Origin of the sequence: Neobacillus drentensis (assembly GCF_036966985.1) — a bacterium.
In the GTDB taxonomy this organism is placed as follows: domain Bacteria; phylum Bacillota; class Bacilli; order Bacillales; family Cytobacillaceae; genus Neobacillus; species Neobacillus drentensis_E.
The window spans coordinates 1-2,487 of the sequence record NZ_JBALSN010000011.1 but is presented as its reverse complement, the minus strand read 5'-3'; the positions used below and the strand labels follow the sequence as shown (position 1 = coordinate 2,487).

Genomic DNA, 2,487 nt, shown 5'->3' with positions numbered 1-2,487 from the left:
CCGGCTCTTCGTGTTTCCTTTATCTCGGTTGGAGCGCTCCAGGCCATACGCCGCTGACCAGGGCGCTTGCGCTTTTCTTAAAAAGGAACTCAGTTTCATTCTTTGGAATGGTTCTAGTCCTAGTAATTGACGTATCTGCTCTAATGCATACTTTTTCTATTATAAACATTGCTGGTGCACAAATCAAAAAATGCCTGACCTCAAAAGTGTCAGGCACCAAAAAATTATTTCACCCAGCCAAGAAGCATTTCACGAATTAACTTACTTGCCGTATTAGCGGTTTGCTCTGATGGATCATAAATCGGCGCTACCTCAACAAGGTCACCGCCGACTACGTCCACCTCGGAACGGGCAATCGCATGAATAGAAGCAAGCAGCTCTTTTGACGTGATACCGCCGCAATCCACTGTACCTGTGCCTGGTGCATGCGCTGGATCAAGGACATCGATATCGATTGTCACATAAACCGGACGGCCAGCAAGTGTTGGGAGGATTTCTTTTAACGGCTCAACCACCTCAAATTTGGAAATATGCATTCCGTTTTCCTTCGCCCACTCGAACTCTTCCTTCATTCCTGAACGAATCCCGAATGAATAGACATTGTTCGGCCCAATGTGTTCCGCTATCTTGCGGATCGGGGTCGAGTGCGATAACGGTTCGCCTTCATAGTGCTCACGCAAATCTGTGTGGGCATCAAAATGGATAATTGCTAAATCCGGATACTTTTTATACATAGCTTTCATTACCGGCCACGAAACAAGATGCTCACCGCCCATGCCAAGCGGGAATTTGCCGGCAGCTAGAACTTGATCAACAAAGTCTTCAATCATGTCGATGCTCTTTTGTGGATTTCCGAATGGAAGCGGAATATCGCCGGCATCGTAATATTTTACCTCTTCTAGTTCGCGGTCAAGGTAGGCGCTGTACTCCTCTAAACCGATCGACACCTCGCGGATGCGGGCCGGACCAAACCGTGAACCCGGGCGGTAACTAACCGTCCAATCCATCGGCATCCCGTATAATACAACCTGACTCTCCTCAAAATTCGGATGACTCTTAATAAACACATTCCCTGAATACGCCTCATCAAAACGCATCTATGTATCCCTCACTCTCTATGTAACAACTCTTTGGGTATTGAAAAGCCTTCTATATGACCGAAAGCTTTCTTTTTCATCAGTTTCGGGCACGTAGAACCTCTCTACGTAACCTGAAGGCCTCTTTTTCATCGACTTCGGGTACGTAGAACCTCTCTACGTAACCTGAAGGCCTCTTTTTCATCGACTTTGGGTACGTAGAACCTTTCTACGTAACCTGAAGGCCTCTTTTTTCTCGGACTCGGTCGTCAAGCCCACCTATTACTTCACCAAATCCCCAACAAACTTCGGCAGCACAAATGCTGCTTTGTGCAGTTCTTTGGTATAGTACTTTGTTTCAATCTCATGGAAGCGGTCTTCGTTTACTTCTAATGGATCATATTTCTTTGAACCGATCGTGAATGCCCACAAGCCGCTTGGATATGTTGGGATATTCGCGACATACAAACGAGTAATCGGGAATATTTCGCGAACATCGCGTTGAACGTTACGAATCAAATCCGCTTTGAACCACGGGTTATCCGACTGCGCCACAAAGATACCATCTTCTTTCAACGCCTTTGAAATCCCGGCATAGAACCCTTTAGTAAATAAGTTCACAGCTGGACCGACTGGCTCGGTAGAATCCACCATAATCACATCATACTGATTATCGCTGTTCGCAATATGCATAAAACCGTCGTCCACCTGGACATCGACACGTGGGTCATCGAGCATGCCAGCAATCTCCGGCAAGAATTTCTTTGAGTACTCAATGACTTTGCCATCAATATCAACAAGCGTCGCTTTTTTCACACTCGGATGCTTTAACACTTCACGAATGACACCGCCATCGCCGCCGCCGACCACTAGGACATTCTCCGGATTCGGGTGCGTAAATAACGGAACGTGCGCCACCATTTCATGGTATACAAACTCATCGCGGACCGATGTCATCACCATATCATCTAAAAGAAGCATGTTGCCCCACTCTTCAGTTTCAATCATATCTAGTTTCTGAAACTCAGTTTGTTCTGTATGTAAGGTTTTATTTACTCTCATCGTGATTCCAAAATGTTCGGTTTGTTTTTCTGTAAACCAAATTGACATGCTTACCGCTTCCTTTCAATTGATCTCAGTTTTATACATACCAAGTAATCATTCAAATTTATAGTACCCAAACCATTGAATTACAAACACAAGAAAAAGTCTAGCAAAATTTAAATAAATAAACCAATAAATGTTTAAAAAAACTCTATTTTTTCAATACTATTACTATCTATTTTTTAAAAAAAGGGTGGTGAACATCGTGGAAATCATGACTGATCAAGGGTTTCGGAAGACAATTAAATATTTAAGGGCAGTTATAATCATCAGTTTGATAGGCATGGTTTGTATGCTTATTCTCTTC

General features: G+C 43.8%; 3 protein-coding genes. 1 reads left to right on the top strand and 2 read right to left on the bottom strand.

The features are described from left to right. Positions 1-260: hypothetical protein (locus tag V7659_RS00685; RefSeq protein ID WP_335537469.1), on the top strand; the 260-nt coding region annotated here is incomplete at its 5' end. Here V7659_RS00685 and speB read toward each other — a convergent pair. Both speB and speE read right to left on the bottom strand, forming a co-directional pair. After that, complete coding sequence (gene speB / locus V7659_RS00680; protein ID WP_335537468.1) at positions 225-1,097, bottom strand: agmatinase; 873 nt, start codon at positions 1,095-1,097, stop codon at positions 225-227. The genes V7659_RS00685 and speB overlap by 36 nt on opposite strands. Before the next feature lie 261 nt (positions 1,098-1,358). Then, positions 1,359-2,186 carry a spermidine synthase gene (gene speE, locus V7659_RS00675; protein WP_335537467.1) on the bottom strand — a complete coding sequence of 276 codons (828 nt, stop codon included), beginning with the start codon at positions 2,184-2,186 and terminating at the stop codon, positions 1,359-1,361. Positions 2,187-2,487 lie beyond the last annotated feature (301 nt).

Bases quoted from the DNA above. Each gene is read 5' to 3' on its own strand.
- speB (WP_335537468.1), bottom strand. From the start codon at position 1,097: ATGCGTTTTGATGAGGCGTATTCAGGGAATGTGTTTATTAAGAGTCAT.
- speE (WP_335537467.1), bottom strand. From the start codon at position 2,186: ATGTCAATTTGGTTTACAGAAAAACAAACCGAACATTTTGGAATCACG.